This is a genomic window from Ideonella alba (assembly GCF_018069875.1).
GTDB classification, from domain to species: Bacteria; Pseudomonadota; Gammaproteobacteria; order Burkholderiales; family Burkholderiaceae_C; genus Ideonella; species Ideonella alba.
Map to the genome: position 1 here is coordinate 256457 of NZ_JAGQDF010000002.1, position 20801 is coordinate 277257.

Annotated in this window: 20 protein-coding genes and 1 tRNA gene; 9 read left to right on the forward strand and 12 right to left on the reverse strand. The window is 68.7% G+C overall.

Annotated features, from left to right (window positions below):
- Nucleotides 1-19 precede the first annotated feature (19 nt).
- Nucleotides 20-565: an inorganic diphosphatase gene (gene ppa, locus KAK07_RS04165; RefSeq protein WP_210802375.1), complete on the reverse strand. Its 546-nt coding sequence runs from the start codon at nucleotides 563-565 to the stop codon at nucleotides 20-22.
- 227 nt (nucleotides 566-792) lie between these two features.
- On the opposite strand from ppa, the gene KAK07_RS04170 reads away from it, so the two are divergent.
- The 9 genes from KAK07_RS04170 to KAK07_RS04210 all read left to right on the forward strand — a co-directional run bounded on the left by KAK07_RS04170 (nucleotide 793) and on the right by KAK07_RS04210 (nucleotide 10861).
- A complete protein-coding gene (locus KAK07_RS04170) occupies nucleotides 793-2982 on the forward strand; it encodes a sodium-translocating pyrophosphatase (RefSeq protein ID WP_210855127.1) in 2190 nt (729 codons plus the stop codon).
- An 81-nt stretch (nucleotides 2983-3063) separates the two neighbouring features.
- The gene (gene aat / locus KAK07_RS04175) at nucleotides 3064-3810 is read left to right on the forward strand and encodes a leucyl/phenylalanyl-tRNA--protein transferase (protein ID WP_210855125.1); all 747 of its coding nucleotides are present in this window, start codon (nucleotides 3064-3066) and stop codon (nucleotides 3808-3810) included.
- Nucleotides 3807-4547 carry an arginyltransferase gene (locus tag KAK07_RS04180; protein WP_210855124.1) on the forward strand — a complete coding sequence of 247 codons (741 nt, stop codon included), beginning with the start codon at nucleotides 3807-3809 and terminating at the stop codon, nucleotides 4545-4547. Before aat ends, KAK07_RS04180 begins: the two co-directional genes overlap by 4 nt.
- 98 nt (nucleotides 4548-4645) lie before the next feature.
- Nucleotides 4646-5338 carry a head GIN domain-containing protein gene (locus KAK07_RS04185; protein ID WP_210855122.1) on the forward strand — a complete coding sequence of 231 codons (693 nt, stop codon included), beginning with the start codon at nucleotides 4646-4648 and terminating at the stop codon, nucleotides 5336-5338.
- Nucleotides 5339-5444: 106 nt separating this feature from the next.
- On the forward strand, nucleotides 5445-6296 hold the full coding sequence (locus KAK07_RS04190) for a phosphate/phosphite/phosphonate ABC transporter substrate-binding protein (RefSeq protein WP_210855120.1): 852 nt from the start codon (nucleotides 5445-5447) through the stop codon (nucleotides 6294-6296).
- Nucleotides 6297-6302: 6 nt separating this feature from the next.
- Nucleotides 6303-8591, forward strand: coding sequence for a PAS domain-containing sensor histidine kinase (locus KAK07_RS04195; protein WP_210855119.1), 2289 nt, complete (start codon nucleotides 6303-6305; stop codon nucleotides 8589-8591).
- Nucleotides 8592-8710: 119 nt separating this feature from the next.
- Entirely contained in the window at nucleotides 8711-8950 is a 240-nt protein-coding gene (locus KAK07_RS04200; RefSeq protein ID WP_210855188.1) for a hypothetical protein, read from the forward strand.
- Between the two features lie 51 nt (nucleotides 8951-9001).
- On the forward strand, nucleotides 9002-9340 hold the full coding sequence (locus KAK07_RS04205; RefSeq protein ID WP_210855117.1) for an H-NS histone family protein: 339 nt from the start codon (nucleotides 9002-9004) through the stop codon (nucleotides 9338-9340).
- 57 nt (nucleotides 9341-9397) lie between these two features.
- Entirely contained in the window at nucleotides 9398-10861 is a 1464-nt protein-coding gene (locus KAK07_RS04210) for a DNA recombination protein RmuC (protein ID WP_210855115.1), read from the forward strand.
- 128 nt (nucleotides 10862-10989) lie between these two features.
- Here KAK07_RS04210 and KAK07_RS04215 read toward each other — a convergent pair.
- The 11 genes from KAK07_RS04215 to KAK07_RS04265 all read right to left on the reverse strand — a co-directional run bounded on the left by KAK07_RS04215 (nucleotide 10990) and on the right by KAK07_RS04265 (nucleotide 20796).
- Nucleotides 10990-11066: transfer RNA gene (locus KAK07_RS04215), tRNA-Pro, on the reverse strand.
- Between the two features lie 35 nt (nucleotides 11067-11101).
- Entirely contained in the window at nucleotides 11102-11539 is a 438-nt protein-coding gene (locus tag KAK07_RS04220; RefSeq protein ID WP_210855113.1) for a MerR family transcriptional regulator, read from the reverse strand.
- Nucleotides 11540-11575: 36 nt separating this feature from the next.
- Nucleotides 11576-11962: an integration host factor subunit alpha gene (locus KAK07_RS04225; RefSeq protein WP_210855111.1), complete on the reverse strand. Its 387-nt coding sequence runs from the start codon at nucleotides 11960-11962 to the stop codon at nucleotides 11576-11578.
- A gap of 31 nt (nucleotides 11963-11993) precedes the next feature.
- Nucleotides 11994-14414 (reverse strand): phenylalanine--tRNA ligase subunit beta, encoded by a 2421-nt coding sequence (pheT, locus tag KAK07_RS04230; RefSeq protein WP_210859187.1) that lies wholly within the window; start codon nucleotides 14412-14414, stop codon nucleotides 11994-11996.
- Nucleotides 14415-14461: 47 nt separating this feature from the next.
- Nucleotides 14462-15520 carry a phenylalanine--tRNA ligase subunit alpha gene (pheS, locus tag KAK07_RS04235; protein ID WP_210859189.1) on the reverse strand — a complete coding sequence of 353 codons (1059 nt, stop codon included), beginning with the start codon at nucleotides 15518-15520 and terminating at the stop codon, nucleotides 14462-14464.
- Nucleotides 15521-15623: 103 nt separating this feature from the next.
- Nucleotides 15624-15980, reverse strand: a complete 357-nt coding sequence (rplT, locus tag KAK07_RS04240) for a 50S ribosomal protein L20 (RefSeq protein ID WP_210802364.1) — start codon at nucleotides 15978-15980, stop codon at nucleotides 15624-15626.
- Nucleotides 15981-16004: 24 nt separating this feature from the next.
- Nucleotides 16005-16208 (reverse strand): 50S ribosomal protein L35, encoded by a 204-nt coding sequence (gene rpmI, locus KAK07_RS04245; protein ID WP_210802363.1) that lies wholly within the window; start codon nucleotides 16206-16208, stop codon nucleotides 16005-16007.
- A 113-nt stretch (nucleotides 16209-16321) separates the two neighbouring features.
- Entirely contained in the window at nucleotides 16322-16873 is a 552-nt protein-coding gene (gene infC, locus KAK07_RS04250) for a translation initiation factor IF-3 (RefSeq protein ID WP_210855186.1), read from the reverse strand.
- Nucleotides 16874-16955: 82 nt separating this feature from the next.
- Nucleotides 16956-18875: a threonine--tRNA ligase gene (gene thrS, locus KAK07_RS04255; protein WP_210855107.1), complete on the reverse strand. Its 1920-nt coding sequence runs from the start codon at nucleotides 18873-18875 to the stop codon at nucleotides 16956-16958.
- A 289-nt stretch (nucleotides 18876-19164) separates the two neighbouring features.
- On the reverse strand, nucleotides 19165-19623 hold the full coding sequence (locus KAK07_RS04260; RefSeq protein WP_210855105.1) for a glycine zipper 2TM domain-containing protein: 459 nt from the start codon (nucleotides 19621-19623) through the stop codon (nucleotides 19165-19167).
- A gap of 90 nt (nucleotides 19624-19713) precedes the next feature.
- The gene (locus KAK07_RS04265) at nucleotides 19714-20796 is read right to left on the reverse strand and encodes a patatin-like phospholipase family protein (protein ID WP_210859192.1); all 1083 of its coding nucleotides are present in this window, start codon (nucleotides 20794-20796) and stop codon (nucleotides 19714-19716) included.
- Nucleotides 20797-20801: the final 5 nt, after the last annotated feature.

A 20801-nucleotide genomic window follows, 5' to 3' on the forward strand; every position in this document is an offset into this window, starting at 1 on the left:
AGGGCGCTGAAGGGGCTGATCAGGCCTTCTTGGCCTTCTCGGCGTCGTAGGCGGCCATGCCGTCGACGATTTCCTTCTTCGCCGCCTCGGGGCCTTCCCAGCCGGTCACCTTGACCCACTTGCCGGGCTCCAGGTCCTTGTAGTGCTCGAAGAAGTGCTGGATGCTCTTCAGGCGCATCGGGTTCAGGTCCTCCGGCTTGTTCCAGCCGCTGTACAGCGGCAGGATCTTCTGGATGGGCACCGCGATCAGCTTGTTGTCGCCGCCAGCCTCGTCGTCCATCTTCAGCATGCCGATCGCGCGGCAGGTCACCACCACGCCGGGGATCAGCGGCACGGGGGTGATCACCAGCACATCGACCGGGTCGCCGTCGGCGGCCAGGGTGTTGGGCACGTAGCCGTAGTTGGTCGGGTAGTGCATGGCCGTCGACATGAAGCGGTCGACGAACAGCGCGCCCGATTCATGGTCGACCTCGTACTTGATCGGGTCGCCGTTCATCGGGATCTCGATGATCACGTTGAACTCTTCGGGCGCCTTGTCCCCGGGCGTCACGTTGTGCAGGCTCATGGTGGTTCTCTCGGTGCGATTGGAGGGGAAAACCCGGATTCTACGGGCCGCCCTTGCCGCGCCCTGACATGCGACTGTCCTTGACGCACCGCAGGAAAACACCATGCTGAGCCTGGGCTTCCTCCACTAGCATGGCCGGCGCCGACCCCGGGGGAGAGGCGATGAGTGCGCCCAAGCCGCCGGGATCAGATCATTCGATGGGTCTGTGAGAGGAAGGAGAACATTTGATGTCCACCACCGTGGCGCTCTATGTCGCGCTCGCGTGCGGCCTGCTGGCCGTCGTCTATGGCTTCGTTCAACGAGGCTGGATCCTGAGCCAGGATGCGGGCAACGCCCGCATGCAGGAGATCGCCGGGGCGATCCAGCAGGGTGCCGCCGCCTACCTGGCGCGCCAGTACAAGACCATCAGCATCGTCGGCGTGGTGCTGGCGGTGCTGATCTTCTGGCAACTGGGCAGCACCACCGCGGTGGGCTTCGTGCTGGGGGCGGTGCTCTCGGGCGCCTGCGGCTTCATCGGCATGAACGTGTCGGTGCGCGCCAACGTGCGCACCACGCAGGCCGCCACCAAGGGCATCGGCCCGGCGCTGGACGTGGCCTTCAAGGGCGGCGCCATCACCGGCATGCTGGTGGTGGGTCTGGGCCTGCTGGGCGTGGGCGCCTTCTTCTGGTACCTCAGTGGCGGCACGCAGGCTGATTCGGCCACGTTGAAGCCGCTGCTGGGTCTGGCCTTCGGCTCCAGCCTGATTTCCATCTTCGCCCGCCTGGGCGGCGGCATCTTCACCAAGGGCGCCGACGTGGGCGCCGACCTGGTGGGCAAGGTTGAAGCCGGCATCCCTGAAGACGACCCCCGCAACCCCGCGGTGATCGCCGACAACGTGGGCGACAACGTGGGCGACTGCGCCGGCATGGCCGCTGACCTGTTCGAGACCTACGCCGTCACGCTGATCGCGACGATGGCGCTGGGCGCCCTGCTGGTGGCCAGTTCGGCCAGCATGGCCGCGGCGGTCTATCCGCTGATGCTGGGCGGCGTGTCGATCATCGCCTCGATCATCGGCTGCAGCTTCGTCAAGGCCAGCCCCGGCATGAAGAACGTGATGCCGGCGCTGTACAAGGGCCTGATCATCGCGGGCGTCATCTCGCTGGTGGCTTTCTACTTCGTCACGGCGCAGATGTTCCCCAACGGTCTGGCGCTGGCCGCGGGCGGCACGGTGTCGGCCATGGCACTCTTCGGCAGCTGTGCCGTGGGCCTGCTGCTGACCGCCGGCATGGTCTGGATCACCGAGTACTACACCGGTACCCAGTACGCACCGGTGCAGCACGTGGCGCAGGCCTCCACCACCGGCCACGGCACCAACGTGATCGCCGGTCTGGGCGTCAGCATGAAGTCCACCGCGTGGCCGGTGATCATGGTCTGCCTGGCCATCATCGCCGCCCACTCGCTGGCCGGCCTGTACGGCATTGCCGTCGGTGCCACCGCCATGCTCAGCATGGCCGGCATCATCGTCGCGCTGGACGCCTACGGCCCGATCACCGACAACGGTGGCGGCATCGCCGAGATGGCCGAACTGCCCGACAGCGTGCGTGATGTGACCGACCCGCTGGACGCGGTGGGCAACACCACCAAGGCGGTGACCAAGGGCTACGCCATCGGCTCGGCCGGTCTGGCCGCGCTGGTGCTGTTCGCCGACTACACCCACGCGCTGGAGGCGCATGGCCTGAACGTCACCTTCGACCTGTCGAACCACATGGTGATCGTCGGCCTGTTCATCGGCGGCCTGATCCCCTACCTGTTCGGCGCCATGGCGATGGAGGCCGTCGGCCGCGCCGCCGGCTCGGTGGTGGTGGAAGTGCGCCGCCAGTTCCAGGGCGGCGAGATCATGGCCGGCAAGAAGAAGCCCGACTACAGCGCCGCGGTCGACATGCTGACCACGGCGGCGATCAAGGAAATGATCGTCCCGTCGCTGCTGCCGGTGGTGGTGCCGATCATCGTCGGCAAGCTGCTGGGCCCGGCCGCACTGGGCGGCCTGCTGATGGGCACCATCGTCACCGGCCTGTTCGTCGGCATCAGCATGTGCACCGGCGGCGGCGCCTGGGACAACGCCAAGAAGCTGATCGAGGAAGGCTTCACCGACAGCAACGGTGTCGTCCACAAGAAGGGCTCCGAAGCGCACAAGGCGGCGGTCACCGGTGACACCGTGGGCGACCCCTACAAGGACACCGCCGGCCCGGCCGTCAACCCGTTGATCAAGATCATCAACATCGTGGCGCTGCTGATCGTGCCGCTGCTGCCTGGCGCGGGTACCGCCAGCCACGGCGCGGCCGCCACCCACGCCTCGCCGCCGGCGGTCACCGCCCCGGCCACGGCCGAGCCGGCGGCCCCGGCGCCGGCCGTGGTGGCCAGCGCCGCCTCCAACTGAACCGGCGCAAGCCGTGCACCCTGGCCGCCTTCGGGCGGCCTTTTTCATGGACCCGGCGCTGCTTGTGGCTATGCTCGCACCATGGCCCTGCCCTGGCTCCAAGACGACACCCCGTTCCCGCCCACCGCGCTGGCGCTGGACGATCGCACCGACGCACCCGGACTGCTGGCGGCCGGCGGCAGCCTGTCGGTGCCCCGGCTGGTCGAGGCCTACCGGCGCGGCATCTTCCCCTGGTTTGGCCCCGGCCAACCGGTGTTGTGGTGGTCGCCCGACCCGCGCATGGTGCTGCCGGTGGCCGAGTTCAAGCTGTCGCGCTCGCTGCGCCGCAGCCTGCAGCGCTTCCTGGCCGATCCGGCCTGCGAGATCCGCTTCGACCACGACGTGCGCGCCGTCATCAGTGCCTGCGCCACCACGCCGCGGCATGGCCAGCGCGGCACCTGGATCGTGCCGTCGATGGTGGCGGCCTACATCGAACTGCACCGCGCCGGTGTGACGCACAGCGTCGAAACCTGGGTCGACGGGCGGCTGGTGGGCGGCCTGTACCTGAACCTGGTCGGCCGCATGGTGTTCGGCGAGTCGATGTTCGCGCACCGCACCGATGCCTCGAAACTCGCGCTGTGCGCGCTGGTCGCCTGGTGCCGCGGCCACGGCCTCGACTGGATCGACTGCCAGCAGGAGACCGCGCACCTGGCCAGCCTGGGCGCGCGGCCGATCGGCCGCAGCCGCTTCGAAGCCCTGCTGGCCGACCGGGTCGATGCCGCGCCGCCCGCCTGGACCTATGATCGGCGCCACTGGAACCACCTGCTGCCCTTGTCCGAGCCGATGTGACGCACCCCAAGGAAGCCCCGTTTGCGTCGTTGCAGTTCTACGCAACCGCTCCGTATCCCTGCAGCTACCTGCCCCACCGGCAGGCCCGCTCGCAGGTGGCCACCCCCGGCCACCTGATCCACGCCGAGACCTATTCGGCGCTGGTCGCCTGCGGATTCCGCCGCAGCGGCCTGTTCACCTACCGGCCGCTGTGCGACGGCTGTCGCGCCTGCGAGCCGATGCGGCTGCCGGTCGAGCGCTTCGCCCCCAACCGCAGCCAGCGCCGCTGCTGGAAGAGCCACGGCCACCTGCGCGCCCGGGTGATGCGTCTGGGCTTCGCCCAGGAGCACTATGCGCTGTACCTGCGCTACCAGGCGGGCCGCCACGCCGGTGGCGGCATGGACCATGACAGCGTCGACCAGTACACGCAGTTCCTCCTGCAAAGCCGTGTCAATTCGCGCCTGGTGGAGTTCCGCGAACCGGTGGAGGGCGGCGGTCCGGGCGTCCTGCGCATGGTGTCGATCGTCGACATCCTCAGTGACGGCCTGTCCGCGGTCTACACCTTCTACGACCCCGACGTGCGGGCCAGCTACGGCACCTATGGCGTGCTGTGGCAAATTGAGCAGGCCCGGCAGATGCAACTGCCCTACCTGTACCTGGGCTACTGGATCACCGACAGCCCGAAGATGGCCTACAAGGCGCAGTTCCGCCCGCACCAGCGCCTGGTCGATCAGCGCTGGGTCGACGTCGACAGCTGACGGTCGATCGGCGCTGGCTGCACTTCGTCGCATGAGGCTGGTCACCCGGCCTGCGGCCCCCTAGGCTGAGACCACTCGTCTTGCCCCAGGAGCCATCGATGAAGCCCACCCGCCTTGCCCTCGCCGCCACCGCCCTTGCCCTGTGCGGGCTGGCCCAGGCCGACACTGCCGAACAGCAGCGTCCGCTGGGCAGCTTCCACCGGATCCGGGTGGAGGGCTCCTTCGACGTGCAGGTCTCGCCCGGAACGGCCGTCCAGGCCCTGGTGCGAGGCGACGCCAAGCTCCTGGCCAAGGTGCTGACCCAGGTGGAGGGGGATACGCTGGTCGTGCGACCCGCCGAGCGCATCGGCTGGATGCAGGGCACGCCCCAGGTGCGGGTGCAGGTGCCGGCGATCGACATGGTCGAGCTGCTGGGCAGCGGCAACCTGGCTCTGCAGTCCTTCAAGCTGCCGGCCCTGACGGTGCGCGTGGCCGGCTCGGGCGATGTGGACGGCCGCGAGCTGCAGGTGGAGTCGCTGGAGGTCCGGCTGTCGGGCTCCGGCGATGTGCGACTCAGCGGTCGATGCACCACGGCCGCCATGGCGGTGGCCGGCAGTGGCGACATCTCGGCAGGCGATCTGGACTGCCGACAGGTCCGGATCAGCGTGGCTGGCAGCGGCGACGCCAGTGTGCGCGCCAGCGAACGCCTGGATGCCAGCGTCGCGGGTTCGGGTGATATCCGCTACCTGGGTCGGCCCCCACAGGTGCAGCGCGCCAGCAGTGGCAGCGGATCGATCCGGCCCGCGGACTGAGGGCCCTTCCCGGGGCGCCTCTCAAGTGGCGCCCCCTGCGGCCGATACAGTGGCGTCGACCTGCCCGCGTCCGGGCGGGGTTCCCACGTCCATTCCAGCCGCTGCCATGCCCAAAGCCCTGATTCGACTGCTGCGCGCCGCACTCGTGACCTGCCTTGGCGCCAGCGCCATCGCCCAGGCGGACAGCCCGGGCTATCGGTTCTCGCCGGTCAACCAGTACGGCATCAACCTGACCGCCTCGTACTGGAACCCGATCATCTCGTACGTCAGCGAGAAGAGCGGTGTGCGCCTGAACCTGAAGATCGGCCGCACCTCTGCCGACACCACGGCCTATGTGCTGGCGCAGGAGGTCGAGTTTGTCTTCACCAACCACCTGTTCAGTCCCGAACGCGAGAAACTCGGCTGGCGCGTCTTCGGTCGCCGGCAGACGCCACCGGTGCAAGGCGTGGTGATCGTGCCGGATGACTCGCCGATCACCAGCCTGGCGCAGTTGCAGGGCAAGGAAGTGGTGTTCCCCGGCCCGGAGGCCACGGTGTCCTACAAGTTTCCGTACGCCCACATGCTGTCGAAGAAGATCGACGTCAAGGTGGTCTTCGGCGGCAACACCGACGGCGCCCTGGTGCAGCTCTTTTCCGGCAAGGCCGCTGCCGCCGGCGTCAACTCGCAACTCGCCGAGGGCTATGCCCGCCGTGAGGGCAAGAAGTACCGCGTGCTCTGGGGCACCGAGCCGCTGCATGACCTGGCGCTGATGGTGTCATCCAAGGTCCCCGAGCGCGACGCCCAGGCCGTGGCCAGTGCCTTCATCAACATGCACAAGGATCCGGTGGGCAGAGACCTCCTGCTCAAGGCCTCGGAACAGGTGGGCCTGACCGCCGAGGCCTACTTCGTGGCCTCCGACGGCAGCGAGTACGCGCCCTACCGCCGTTTCTACCAGACGGCGCCCGCGTCACTGCACTGAGCGTCCGTGGCGCTGCTGCGACTGCTGCTTCCCCGGTCACTGGTCGGCCGGGTCTTCGGGCTGTACACGCTGGCCCTGGTGGGATTCGTGGCCGGCGGACTGCTGCTGTTCTACCGCTTCCAGTTCACCACCCAGCTTGAGCGGACCGAGGACCAGGTGGCCACGCTGGCCACCGTCATCGCGCCAGCCGTGGCCGACGCCGCGGTGATTGGCGACTACGACACGATCAAGCATACGCTGGAGCGCTCGCTGCGCAACTCGGACATCGGCGCCGCCCAGTTCATCGACGTCAGCGGCGCCCAGGTCAGCGCCAGCTATGACACGCCGCTGGACGTGGACCCACCGCGGTGGCTGGCCAGCTTGTTTGCCGATCGGCTCTACGACTCCAACCTGCCGATCTCGGTGGGTGGCCGCGACTACGGCGTGCTGCGCCTGCAGATCGCGCCGGACCGTGTCGCCGGCAGCCTCTGGCAGCAGACCCGCATGGCGCTGTGGCTGGCCCTGGCAGGCCTGGTCTTCGGCCTGCTGCTGATCCGCTGGCCGCTGACCAACTGGCTGGGCAACCTCGACCGCATCCGCCACCTGCAGGCCGAGCTCCAGGCCGGCACGGCGGCCAGCCAACCAGGGCTGTCGGCCGACGCGCCAATCGAGTTTCGCCAGACCTTCGAGGTCCTCAACCAGGCCGCTGCCAGCCTGCAGGCGCAACGTGAGCAGGCGGCGGTGACGCTGGGGGCGATCGGCGATGGCGTGCTCACCCTGGACCGCGGCGGGCGCATCATCGTGGCCAATCCGGCGGCCAAGGCCATGCTGGCCGCCGATGGCCGCACGCTGCTGGGCGAGCCCGCCCATCTGGCGCTGCCCGACATCTTTCCAGGCCCGCTGGACAGTCGCCCCTGGGAGCACCGGCTCTGCCAACTTGGGCACGGCGATCACCGGCGTGTGCTCGACACCACCCTCACTGTGGTCCACGGCGGCGACACCGGTGGGCAGGTGGCGGGCTATGTGCTGGCCTGCCGGGACATCAGCGAACAGCACGCACTGGACCAGCAACTGCGGGCCGAGGTCGCCAGCCGCGAGGCGGCGCTGGTGTCGCTGCGTGGCGTGCTGGAGGGCCTGCTGCACGACCGCAGCCCCGATCTGGACCCCACCGGCAGCGACGGCACGCTGCAGGCGGTCACGCGCCTGATTGCTGCGCTGGTGGCGCAGCTGCAGGCACGCGGCGACCAGCTCGACGCCATCTTCACCCTCAGCCCCGACGGCTTCGTGTCCTTCGACCGCGATGGCAGGATCAGCCTGGTCAGCCCGGCCTTCCAGGCCCTGACCGGCCTGCAGGAGTCGACGCTGCTGGGGCTGGATGACACGGGCCTGTTCGCCCTGCTGCATCGCCACGCCGCGGCCGATGCGCCCCCGCCAGACGCCACCCGGCTGCGCCACAACCGCGACGATGGCGCCCCGGTGCGCGTGGTGCTGGAGCTGGCGCGGCCCCAGCGGCGTGCGCTGGAACTGGGCCTGCATGCCGGCGGCGGCGGCGCCGTCAGCCAGGTGCTGCATGTGCGCGATGTCACGCATCAGACCGAGGTGGATCGGCTGAAGAGCGAGTTCCTGTCCACCGCCGCCCACGAGCTGCGCACACCCATGACCAGCATCCACGGCTTCGTCGAGCTGATGCTGATGCGCGAGCTGGGCCCCGAGCGTCGACGCGACGTGCTGGAGACGGTCCGGCGCCAGACCCAGCTGATGATCGCCATCCTCAATGAGCTCCTGGACCTGGCGCGCATCGAGGCGCGGCAAGGCAAGGACTTCAGCTACGAACTGCTGGACCTGGCGGCCCTGGCGCGGGAAGTGGCCAGCGACTGGATCGCCCCGGAAGGCCGTGCGCCGATCCGCCTGGCGCTGCCCGAGAGGCGCAGCGCGCTGGTCAGCGCCGACCGTCTCAAGCTGCGCCAGGCGATCGGCAACGTCACCAGCAATGCCTACAAGTACTCCAGCCAGGGCGAGGTCACGATGACCCTGGTTGAGCCGCCCCCGGACAAGCCGGGCGCCGTCGGGCTGCGCATCAGCGACGAGGGCATCGGCATGACGCCTGAACAGCTGGCCCGCGTGACCGAGCGCTTCTACCGCGCCGATGCCTCGGGCAATGTGCCGGGCACCGGTCTGGGCATGAGCATCGTCGAGGAGATCATGACCCTGCAGGGTGGCGGGCTCAGCGTCGAGAGCACGGCCGGCGTCGGCACCGCGGTGACGCTGTGGCTGCCCCTGGCACCAACTCGGGCAAACCCCAGCGTCAGCGACTGAGACCCTCGGGTCTTTCGAGCCTCTTCGTGGGATAATGGGAAGTTGACTGGCGTGCGCGCAGGATCCTGAGGGTGCGTCGCGGCGCTGGTAGTCGAAGACTCGAAATCAAGGAGGTCATTCTGGCCAAGGACGATCCCAAGACGGCCATCGATGCCGGTGGTCTGCGTTACCGTTCCAAAGTGGCTGGGTCGCCGTTCTCGGCGACCGGCGCCTTCGGCGCCGCCACGATGTCCTGTTTTCTGTGCGGCAAGCATCGCCCCCGGGCGCAGCTGAAGACCCGCAAGCTGCTGGGCAAGGCACAGGCGGTGTGTGCACCGTCCTGCAAGGAGCTCGAAGAGCTCCTGAACAAGAAGGCCTGATGGCCCACGGGGCCCGCCACCGCCAGGTGCCGGGCCCCGTTCCTTTCCACGATGTCCGACCCCGACCGCCTGCCCGACACCGCCGAGGCGCTCTTCGCGCCTCCCGAGCCGGCCCCGCTGTCCCGGCGTGAACGCGCCGCCGTCATCGCCCGCATCGAGGCCCTGATGGAGTACTGGGGCATCACCACCGATGACCTCGCCGACGAGGCCGCGCTGCCCGCAGCGCCACCGGCACCTGCGCAGCCGGCAGTCATCAAGTACCGCCACCCCGTGAGCGGCGACACCTGGGACGGCCAGGGCGCCCACCCCGACTGGCTGCGCAAGGCGCTGCTGCAAGAGGGCTACCGCGTCGACGAACTGCGTCCGCCACCCGCTGAACCGGCGCCCTGAGCGCCGCCCGCCGGGCTGGCTATAGTCGGTGGCCGAACCGATCCACCACGCCACCCGATGTCCCTCGATCCCCTGCTGCTGGCCTTGGCCCTCGCAGCCTTGCTCCTTGGTGCCCTGCTGGGGTGGTGGATGGCCACCGCCCGCGCGCGCGCCGACAGCGCCGCCCTGCAGGAGCGTGTGGCCGGGCTGGGCCAATCCCTGGCGCTGGAACGCAGCCAGCATGAGGCCTTGCGCGCCCAGGCCGAGACCTGGCGCCGGGAGCTCGATGAGGGCAGCAACCAGCTTGCCCGCTGGCAGGAGCGTGCCGAATCACTGGGCGAGCAACTGGCCACGGCACAGGCCGCACTGGGCCAGACCCAGAGCCGCATCACCGCGCTGAGCGAGGCCCAGGCCAGCACCCAGGCCGAACTGGCCGACACCCGGGCGCGTCTGGACAGCGAGCGCCGCAACGCCGAGCTGCGACTGAAGGAACTGCAGGATGCACGCGAAGCGCTGTCGCTTCAGTTCAAGGCCCTGGCCAACGAGATCCTCGAGGACAAGTCGCGCCGCTTTGCCGAACAGAACCAGGCCAGCCTGTCGCAGCTGCTGGACCCGCTGCGACAGCAGCTGGGCGAGTTCAAGGGCAAGGTCGAGGAGGTCTATGTCCAGGAAGGCAAGGACCGCAGCGCGCTGGCCGAGCAGGTGCGCCAGCTGGCGGCCCTGAACCAGGCTCTGAGCCAGGACGCCAAGGACCTGACGCGGGCCCTCAAGGGCCAGGCCAAGACCCAGGGCAACTGGGGCGAGCTGGTGCTCGAGCGCGTGCTGGAGGCCTCCGGCCTGCGCAAGGGCCACGAGTACCGGGTGCAGGACAGCCAGACCCGCGAGGACGGCAGCCGGGCCCAGCCCGACGTGGTGATCGAGCTGCCCGAAGGGCGCAGCCTGGTGGTCGACGCCAAGGTCTCGCTGCTGGCCTACGAGCGCTTCGTCAATGCGGCCGACGACGATGCGCGCGCGGCCGCGCTGCGCCTGCACCTCGAATCGGTGCGCAAGCACATCCGCGACCTGTCCGAAAAGGGCTACCAGCAGCTCTACGGCCTGCAGTCGCTGGACTTCGTGCTCGCCTTCGTGCCGGTGGAGCCCGCCTTCATGCTGGCGGTGACCAGCGACGGCGAGCTGTTCATGGACGCCTGGCAGCGCAATGTGTTGCTGGTCAGTCCCTCAACGCTGCTGTTCGTCGTGCGCACCGTGGCCCACCTGTGGCGCCAGGAAGCGCAGAACCGCAATGCGCAGGAGATTGCCCGCCGCGGCGCCGAGCTCTACGACAAGCTCTGCGGCTTCGTCGCCGACCTGGAGAAGGTGGGCGAGCGGCTGAAACAGACGCGCGACGCCTTCGATGGCGCGCAGGCCAAGCTGCATGCCGGCCGCGGCAATGTGATCCGCCAGGCCGAGATGCTGCGCGAGCTGGGCGTGAAGCCCACCAAGCAACTGCCCGAGGGCCTGCTGCAGCTGGCCCAGGACGCCGAGCCGCCCGCTGCCACCTGAGCGCGGCACCGTCGCCCTGCCCTGTGGGCCGCGCAGTGGCACGGGCCCGGCCATCGCCTGGCCCAGCAAGGACCCTTGAAAAGCAAAAGGCCCGGTACCTTGCGGTACCGGGCCGTTGCCGTTTTCAATGGTCGGGGTGGCGGGATTCGAACTCGCGACCCCTTGCACCCCATGCAAGTGCGCTACCAGGCTGCGCTACACCCCGACGAAGCTCGCAGTATAGCCTGAAATCAGGCACTTTCAGACATCGAGCAGATCGCGAATCGCCAGAAGCTCCTGGCGGACATGGCGGGTGCTCAGGTGCACCGGCAGATCATCCAGGCTCAGCTCGATGACCTCGACGCCAGCGCTGCCGTCGCTCACCTCGGGCTCCTGCGCGGTCAGCTCGGCCGCACCGCTGCCAGAGGCCATCGCGGCGGCGTCGCTGAGCCGGTTGCGGGCCCCACTGATGGTGAAGCCCTGGTCGTACAGCAGGTCGCGGATGCGGCGGATCAGCAGCACCTCGTGGTGCTGGTAGTAGCGGCGGTTGCCGCGCCGCTTGACCGGCTTGAGCTGCGTGAACTCCTGCTCCCAGTAGCGCAGCACATAGGGTTTGACGCCACAGAGCTCGCTGACCTCACCGATGGTGAAGTAGCGCTTCGCCGGAATATCCGGCAGGCGTTGGTCCCGCTCTTCCATGACAAATCAAGGCCCTGGCCCAGAGGACCTCAGACTTTACTCGAAGTCTTCGTCCGGGGACACGTCGCCCTGGACCAGCGCCTTCAACTTCTGGCTGGCGTGGAATGTGACCACATTGCGTGCAGCAATCGGGATGGCCTCGCCGGTGCGGGGATTGCGGCCGGGCCGCGGCGCCTTGCGCCGGATCGTGAAGTTGCCGAAGCCCGAGAGCTTCACATCCTCACCCGACACCAGCGCGGCGTTGACGATCTCGAAGAAGGCCTCGACCATGTCCTTCGACTCACGCTTGTTCAGGCCCAGGCGCTCGAACAGCAGTTCGCTGAGCTCGGCCTTGGTCAGCGTGGGCGTCTCCAGGCTGGGCAGGATGACCAGCGGTGAGGCACCGGCGGCGGGCGTGTCGTCGATCGACTGTTCTGTGTTCATGGTGTGTCTCGCACCGAAGTCTGGCAGGTTCTCAGCCACGCAGGCGGGCGCCAAAAGCCGTCTGGGCGCGGGCCACCGCGGCCGCCATCGCGGCCTCGATGCGCTCGTCGGTCAGCGTGGCCTCGTCGTCCAGCAACTCCAGCCGCAGGGCCAGGCTGCGCTCACCGGCGGCGATGTCGGCGCTGGGCACCTTGGGCCGGTAGATGTCGAACAACGTGACCTGGCGCACCAGCGGATCGTCGGCCAGCGTGGCGACCAGCGCGTCATGCGCCACCTGGTCGGACACCACCAGCGCCAGATCGCGCAGCGCCGACTGTTGGCGCGGCACCGCCTGCGCCTGCGGCACCGGCCGCTGCTGTACGGCCGCCAGGTCCAGCTCGAACATCAGCGGTGCCGACGGCAGCTCATAGGCCTGGCGCCATTTCGGATGCAACTCGCCCAGGTGGCCGATGGTCACCCCATCCAGTTGCACCGCGGCGCAACGCCCCGGGTGCATCGCCGGGTGCTCAGCCGCCACGAACTCGGCGGTGCGCGGCGCCAGCAGGCGCTCGACGTCGGCCTTGAGGTCGAAGAAGTCGACGCTGCGCTCAGCTTGGCCCCATTGCAGTGCGGCGGCCGGCCCCCAAGCCAGGCCCGCCACGCGCATCGGCTGCGACACCCCTGCCACGCTGGTATCGGTGGAGGCCACCGAGGCGTCACGGCGGAACACCCGGCCCAGCTCGAAGACCCGCACGCGCGGCGCCTTGCGTGCCAGGTTGTACTTCAGCACGCCCACCAGGCTGCCCAGCAGGCTTGAGCGCATCACGGCCAGCGGCGCGGCGATCGGGTTGAGCACCTGGATCGGGTGGGGGTTGCCGGCCAGCTCGTGCTCCCAGCGCGCTTCGACGAAGCTGAAATTGATCGTCTCCTGGTAATCGAGCGCCGCCAGCGCATGGCGCACCGCGTGGGCGCCGCGACGGGCCTCGACGCGCACGCGGGCCGTCACCGGGGCCTGCGGCGGCGTGTCGGGCAGTTGCTGGTAGCCCAGCACGCGCGCCACCTCCTCGATCAGGTCTTCCTCGATCGTCAGGTCGAAGCGCCAGCTGGGCGGCGTCACGGTGAGCTCGCCATCGGCCTCGGTGAACGGCAGGCCCAGGCGCTGCAGCACGCTGGCGCACTGGGCCTGGGTGACCGGCATGCCGATCACCTTGGCGGCGCGCGCCACGCGCAGGCGCACGGGTGCGCGCTGCGGCATCGCCGGCTGCACATCGGTCACCGGACCGGCCTGACCGCCGCAGATCTGCTGCACCAGCGCGGTGATGCGCTCGATGTGCTCGACCGTGCCCTGCGGGTCGACGCCGCGCTCGAAGCGGTGTCCGGCGTCGGTGGCGAAGTTGTAGCGGCGCGAGCGGCCGGCCACGGCAGCGGGCCACCAGAACGCGGCCTCGATGTAGATGTTGGCGGTGTCATCGGACACCGCGGTGGCGTCGCCACCCATGATGCCGGCCAGCGACTCCACGGCCTGGTCGTCGGCAATGATGCCGACCTGCCCGTCCAGCTCGACCGTGTTGCCGTTGAGCAGCTTGAGCGATTCGCCCGCGCGTGCCCAGCGCACCTGCAGGCCGCCGTGGATCTTGTCCAGGTCGAAGATGTGCGAGGGGCGGCCGTACTCGAACATCACATAGTTCGAGATATCCACCAGCGGGCTGACCGAGCGCTGGCCGCAGCGCGCCAGACGCTCGACCATCCAGGCCGGCGTGGCCGCCTTCGGGTTGACGCCACGCACGATGCGGCCGCTGAAGCGCCCGCACAGGTCGCTGGCCTGCACGTCCACCGCCAGCGTGGCGTCGATCGCCGGCGCCACCGGGGCGATGGCGGGCGTGACAAGCGGCGCGCCGGTCAGCGCGCTCACCTCGCGGGCGATGCCGTAGACGCTCAGGCAGTGCGCCAGGTTGGGCGTGAGCTTGAGGGTGAACAGCGTGTCATCCAGGTTCAGGAACTGGCGGATGTCCTGGCCCAGCGGGGCGTCGGCGGGCAGCTCCAGCAGGCCGCCGTGGTCTTCGCTGAGCTTGAGCTCGCGCGCCGAGCACAGCATGCCGAAGCTCTCGACGCCGCGCAGCTTGCCCACCTTGATCGCGAAGGGCGCACCGCCGTCTTCCGCCGGCGGCAGCTCGGCGCCCACCAGGGCCAGCGGCACGCGGATGCCGGCGCGCGCGTTGGGCGCGCCGCAGACGATCTGCAGCGGGCCGTCCTTGCTGTGCGGGCCGGCATCGACACGGCACACCCGCAGGCGGTCGGCATTGGGGTGCTGTTCGGCCTCGACGATCTCGGCCACGACGATCTTCGAGAAGGCCGGCGCCACCGGGCGCATCTCTTCGACCTCCAGACCCGCCATGGTCAGCAGGTCAGCCAGCTCGGCGGTGGTGATGGCGGGGTTGCAGAACTCGCGCAACCAGGACTCGGGGAATTGCATGCTTCAGATCCGATGGGTGTTCTTGGGGCGGCGGGCGCGGTGCGGCATCACTGGAACTGGGCCAGGAAGCGCAGGTCGCCGTCGAAGAACAGACGCAGGTCGTTGACGCCATAGCGCAGCATCGTCAGGCGGTCAAAGCCCATGCCGAAGGCGAAGCCGATGTAGCGCTCGGGGTCGAGGCCGAAGTTGCGCACCACGTTCGGGTGCACCTGGCCGGAGCCGGCCACCTCCAGCCAGCGGCCCTTGAGCGGGCCGGAGGCGAAGGCGATGTCCACCTCGGCCGAGGGCTCGGTGAACGGGAAGAACGACGGCCGGAAGCGGATCTGCAGGTCGTCGGTCTCGAAGAAGGTACGGAAGAAATCGGCGAACACCACCTTCAGGTCCTTGAAGGAGACGTTCTCGCCGATCCACAGGCCTTCGCACTGGTGGAACATGGGCGAGTGGGTGGCGTCGCTGTCGACGCGGTAGGTGCGGCCGGGAGCGATGACACGGATCTCGGGCATGCTGCGCCCCGCGGCCAGCGCGGCGGCGTGCTTCTTCACATGCTGCACCGCGTAGCGCACCTGCATCGGGCTGGTGTGGGTGCGCAGCAGGTGGCCCGAGCCATCCGGCGCCACGGTGTCGACGTAGAAGGTGTCGTGCATCGACCGCGCCGGGTGGTCGGCCGGCGTGTTCAATGCGGTGAAGTTGAACCAGTCTTCCTCGATCTCGGGGCCGTCGGCCACATCAAAGCCCATCGAGCCGAAGATGGCCTCGACCCGCTCCATGCTGCGCGAGACCGGGTGCAGCCCACCCAGGCCGCGCGGCTGACGCCCCGGCAGCGTGACGTCCAGCGCCTCGGCGCGCAGTTGCGCCTGCAGCTCGGCGTCGGCCAGCGCGGCGCGGCGCTCGGTCAGCAGCGACTCGATCGCCTGCTTGGTCTGGTTGATCTCGGCGCCACGGGTCTTCTTCTCCTCGTGGCTGAGCGCGGCCATGCCCTTGAGCAGGTCGGTGACGCGACCGGCCTTGCCCAGGAAGCGGGCCTTGGCGTTCTCCAGCTCGGCCGGTGTCACGGCGGCGGCGAAATCGTCGCGCGCGGCCTGCACCAGTTGTTCGAGATCGTTCATTGCAAGCAGGGAAAAAATGAAAAAAGGCCGCACCGGCAGGTGAGGCCTTCGAGGTCCTGAGGGCGCTGCCGGCGCAGTGGCACCGGCGGCAGCCTCCAGAGGATCAAGCGAGCTGGGCCTTCACCTTGTCGACGATGGCAGCAAAAGCGGCCGGATCGTGGATCGCCATGTCCGACAGAACCTTGCGGTCCAGGTCGATCTGGGCCTTCTTCAGGCCGGCGATGAACTTGCTGTAGGTCAGGCCCAGACCACGCGTGGCGGCGTTGATACGGGCAATCCACAGCTGGCGGAAGACGCGCTTCTTGGTGCGGCGGTCACGGTAGGCGTACTGGCCCGCCTTCATCACCGCCTGCTTGGCGATGCGGAAGACGTTCTTGCGGCGGCCGCGGAAACCCTTGGCCAGGGCCAGAACCTTCTTGTGACGAGCGCGGGCGGTAACACCACGTTTGACGCGAGGCATGTGTTGACTCCTTCTTGGTGGTGATTACAGACCGGCGAACGGCAGCATCTGCGCCATGTGACCCATGTTGGTCTCATGCACGTTGGCTGCACCACGCAGGTGACGCTTGTTCTTGGTGGTCTTCTTGGTCAGGATGTGACGCTTGAAGGCTTGGCCGCGCTTGACGGTGCCACCCGGGCGGACGCGGAAGCGCTTCTTGGCGCTGCTCTTGGTCTTCATCTTGGGCATGTGATGCTCCTTATCAATGACCTCTGCTGGGCGGCCCCACGGGCGTGGTGCACTTGATGGCCTGCAGCGGCTTTTCTTCATCGCCCCGGTGACCAGACCAGGGCGCGAATCGGTTAAGACTTCTTCTTCGGTGCCAGCACCATGATCATCTGGCGGCCTTCGAGCTTGGGCATGTGCTCGACCACCGCCACATCCGCCAGTTCATCGCGGATGCGTTCCAGCAGGCGCATGCCGATGTCCTGGTGGGTGATCTCACGGCCCCGGAAGCGCAGCGTGACCTTACCCTTGTCGCCGTCCTCGGCGATGAAGCGGCGCAGGTTGCGCATCTTGATGTTGTAGTCGCCCTCGTCGGTGCCGGGCCGGAACTTGACTTCCTTGACCTCGATGACCTTCTGCTTGGACTTGGCTTCAGCGGCGCGCTTCTGCTCCTGGTACTTGAACTTGCCGTAGTCCATCAGCCGGCAGACCGGCGGATCGGCCTGGGCCGCGATCTCGACCAGATCCACGTCGTGTTCGGCCGACAAGCGCAGCGCCTCCTGGATGCTGACGATGCCCAGTGGCTCGTTCTCGGGGCCGTTCAGGCGCACGGTGGAAGCGGTGATCTCGCGGTTCAGTCGGTGCTTGCGCTCGACATTGGGAATCCGGCGGTCGAGAAAGGTAGCGATGGTTCAAACCCCTGCAACAGGCCCCGAGGCAAGAACGGAGCCCGACACAAAAACTCTGGAGCGCAAAAAAGCCGAGGCGTCCTCAGACCTTGGCTGCGATGTCGGACGCGAGCTTCGCAAGGAAGTCGCTGACCGGCATCACCCCCAGATCCTGGTTGCCCCGGGCGCGCACCGCGACGGCCCCGCTTGCCTTCTCCTTGTCACCAATGACCAGGATGAACGGGACCTTCTGCATGGAATGCTCGCGGATTTTATACGTGATTTTCTCGTTGCGCAAATCCGCCTGAGCCCTAACTCCTTGTTTTTGCAGCGTTTTCACCACTTCCTGCACGGCATCGGCCTGGGCGTCGGTGATATTGGCCACCACCACCTGGGTCGGTGAGAGCCACAGCGGCAGCGCGCCGGCGTGCTGTTCGATCAGGATGCCGATGAAACGCTCCAGGCTGCCGACGATGGCGCGGTGCAGCATCACCGGGTGGCGGCGGCTGCCGTCCTCGGCCACGTACTCGGCGCCCAGGCGCTCGGCCATGAAGAAGTCCACCTGCATGGTGCCGCACTGCCACTGACGGCCCAGCGCGTCCTTCAGCGTGTATTCGATCTTCGGGCCGTAGAAGGCGCCATCGCCCGGCGAGACGACGAAGTCCACGCCGCTCTGGCGCAGGCTTTCCATCAGCGCATGCTCGGCCTTGTCCCAGGCCTCGTCGCTGCCGATGCGCTGCTCGGGCCGCGTGGCGACCTTGTAGAGGATCTCGGTGAAGCCGAAGTCCTGGTAGACCTTCTGCAGCAACGTGGTGTAGGCCAGGCACTCGGGCAGGATCATGTCCTCGGTGCAGAAGATGTGGCCGTCGTCCTGCGTGAAGCCGCGCACCCGCATGATGCCGTGCAGGCCACCGGTGGGCTCGTTGCGGTGGCACTGGCCGAACTCGCCAAAGCGCAGCGGCAGGTCGCGGTAGCTCTTGATCCCCTGCTTGAAGATCAGGATGTGACCGGGGCAGTTCATCGGCTTGAGCGCGTAGTCGCGCTTCTCCGATTCCGTCGTGAACATGTTCTCGCGGTACTTCTGCCAGTGGCCGGTCTTCTCCCACAGGCCCTGGTCCAGCAGTTGCGGACCCTTGACCTCCTGGTAGCCGTTGTCGCGGTAGACGCGGCGCATGTACTGCTCCACCTCCTGCCACACGGCCCAGCCCTTGGGGTGCCAGAAGACCGTGCCGGGCGAGTGCTCGTCGATGTGGAACAGGTCCAGCTCGCGTCCCAGGCGACGGTGGTCGCGCTTCTCGGCCTCCTCCAGCATGGTCAGGTACTGCTGCAGCTCTTCCTTCGTGGCCCAGGCGGTACCGTAGACGCGTTGCAGCATCTCGTTGCGGTGGTCGCCGCGCCAGTAGGCACCGGCCACCTTCATCAGCTTGAAGTGCTTGAGCTTGCCGGTGCTGGGCACGTGCGGGCCGCGGCACAGGTCCTCGAAGGCGCCTTCGCGGTACAGCGAGACATCCTGGTCGGCCGGGATGCTGCCGATGATCTCGGCCTTGTAGTGCTCGCCCAGGCCCTTGAAGTACGCCACCGCCTCGTCGCGCGGCAGCACGCGGCGCACCACCGGCTCGTCCTTCTTCGCCAGCTCGGCCATCTTTTTCTCGATGGCTTCCAGGTCCTCGGGCGTGAACGGGCGCTTGTAGGAGAAGTCGTAGTAGAAGCCGTTCTCGATGACCGGGCCGATGGTCACCTGGGCTTCGGGGAACAGCTCCTTGACCGCATAGGCCAGCAGGTGGGCGGTGGAGTGGCGGATCAGCTCCAGGCCTTCGGGCTGCTTGTCGGTGATGATCGCCAGCGCACTGTCCTGATCGAGCAGGAAGCTGGTGTCCACCAGCCGCGCGGCCTCGCCACGGCCGACCTTGCCGCCCAGCGCGGCCTTGGCCAGGCCGGTGCCGATCGAGGCGGCCACGTCGGCCACCGTCAAGGGGGCCGGGTACTCGCGCTGGGAGCCATCGGGCAGCGTGATCGTGATCATCGGGCAATCTCCTTCGGAAATGAAAAAAGCGCAGCTGCTGCAGCCGCGCTTTCTTCAGGAACAGGGGTGACGTGGGGTCGTGTGTATTCCAGCCGCGGCCGACTAAACCTCAGTGACGAAGGTCGTAGTTCGCGGTGTCATAACCCGTGTCGCCTTTCTCTGCTCTTGTGGTGGGGATGTCCCGATTGTAGCCGCCCTGGCGCCCGGCGAAGGCAACGCCGACCCGATCCGGACGATCCGGCACCGGGCGCGCAGCGGGCTGCACGCCGGCCAGCCGCCCGGTGGGCGCTCAGTAGCGGCGAACGGTCTGCCCGTCGACCACCACGCGGTCGCCGGTGCGCAGGTCACCGATCTGGGCCAGGTTGAAGGTGCGCACCTGGCCACCGTCGATCGCGACCTGCACGCGGTAGCGACCGGCCGGCTGGGTGTTGTGCTTCTCGATCTCGTTGCCGGCCACCGCGCCGCCCACCGCACCGACGATGGTGCCGGCGGTGCGGCCGCTGCCGGAGCCGATCTGGCGGCCGACCACGGCGCCCACCACGCCGCCGATCAGCGCCCCGGCGCCGCTGGTGTTCTCGCGCGGCGAGACATCCTCGATGTTGCGGATGGTGCCGTACTGCAGCCCGGCGCGCTGGCCCGACCAGGTGGCGCCTTCCTCGTAGACCGGCGCCTGGCGCGGGTTGGCGCAGGCGGCCAGCAGGCCGGCGCAGACGATGACGGTGGACAGACGGAGCAGACGAGTGTTCATGGCATGAGGCAAGGTCACGGCCGACGGGCCGCGCATGGTCTCTCAACGCCGCAGCCCCCGGTCCGGTTGGCCGAGGATGTAACCGGTGGTTCAGACCAGCGGCTCGAGCACCAGCGGCCGGCCGCCGCTCACGGCCTCGGCGAACTCGTCGGCCAGACGGCGGCTGGCGTCAATGGCGGTGCGCCAGCAGCGCATCCGGGCCGCCAGATCGTCGCCGAAGCGCCGGAAATCGTCCCGGTCGGGCAGCTTGCCGCCGGGCAGGCCGGCGATCCACTCGGCTGAGGGCACCAGCAGCACCACACGGTCGAGCGCGCGGGTGGCGCGGTGGCGCCCGCGCAGGCCCTTGTCCAGCCAGCCCGGCACCACGCTGGTCTGGAAATGGGGGTAGAGCACCAGGCCATCGTGCGCCAGCTGGTCGTAGCGCAGGTGCAGGTGGTAGTCGGTGATGCCGCCGTCCCAGTAGGCACCCGGCGGCGCGCCGGGGATGTCTTGCACCGCCTTCAGCCAGAACGGGATCGAGCAGCTGGCCAGCACCGCCGGTTGCAGGTTGCCCGCAGTCAGCGCGACCTGGCGCGTGCGAAAGTCGTCCAGCGGCAGCGGCAGCGGATCACGCGGGTCGGAAAAGACCACGCGCTCGAGCCAGCCGCCCAGCGCCCGGCGGCTGGCCAGGTTGCTGAAGAAGGCGGCCCCGTAGCCCAGGGGGGTGCGCAGCCGGCCTTCCCGGCCGAGCAGGTGGCGGCCGCGGCTGGTGAAAACATGCAGCCTGCGCCGCGGATGGGACAGCAGTTCGTCCGACACCGCCGCCACCTGCGGCACCAGGGTGTCGTTGAAGACCGCGCTGACCGTGGCCGCGCTCGGCGGGCGGCCGGGCTCGTGCGGGTAGTCCTGCGCCACATAGGCGTCGGCCAGACGCGCCAGCGCCGCGTCGGCATCGCCGCGGCAGGCGGCCGCCATGCGCCAGGCGCCGATCGAGGCGCCCAGCAGATGAATCGTCGGACCATCGCCCGCCAGCCAGTGGCCGAAGAGGAAGCGGTCCAGCGGGTTCAGCACCAGGCCCTTGGGACCACCCGCGGCGGCCGGCACCACGCGCACATCCTGCGGCCGCCAGCCGCGCTCCTGCAGCCAGCGGCGCGCCGTCGGGCCGGCCAGCACGCGCAGCGCGGGAGCGGCCATCGGGG